Origin of the sequence: Streptomyces sp. URMC 126 (assembly GCF_051386555.1) — a bacterium.
GTDB lineage: Bacteria > Actinomycetota > Actinomycetes > Streptomycetales > Streptomycetaceae > Streptomyces.
Genome location: NZ_JBPQTX010001244.1, coordinates 1 through 243, shown reverse-complemented (window position 1 = coordinate 243; position 243 = coordinate 1). Strand labels below are relative to the sequence as shown.

1 protein-coding gene is annotated in these 243 nt (G+C 65.8%); it reads right to left on the bottom strand.

Annotation, left to right across the window (positions count from 1 at the left end):
• Window positions 1-26: 26 nt before the first annotated feature.
• The coding region (locus tag ACSNOK_RS35830; RefSeq protein ID WP_436784834.1) for a hypothetical protein at window positions 27-243 on the bottom strand (217 nt) is incomplete at its 5' end.

The following is a 243-nucleotide window of genomic DNA, read 5'->3' as shown; positions in this document are numbered from 1 at the left end:
CCACCGGGAGCGAGGCGCCGGCCTTGCTACGCGGCGCGCGGACCCGGATCGTCATTGTCGGGGTCATCGATGATCGGCGGTGCTGGTCTTGGCCGAAAGCTCACGACCGTCGACTGCGAGCCAGAATTTTCTGCAGCCAGTTGAATCGGCTTCGTCCCCTGCCGGTCGCGCTCGCGCAGGTCGGCTTCCGGCTGGAAGACGAGCTTCTCCACGGTCAGTGTTTCCGACCCGTCTTCACCCAGG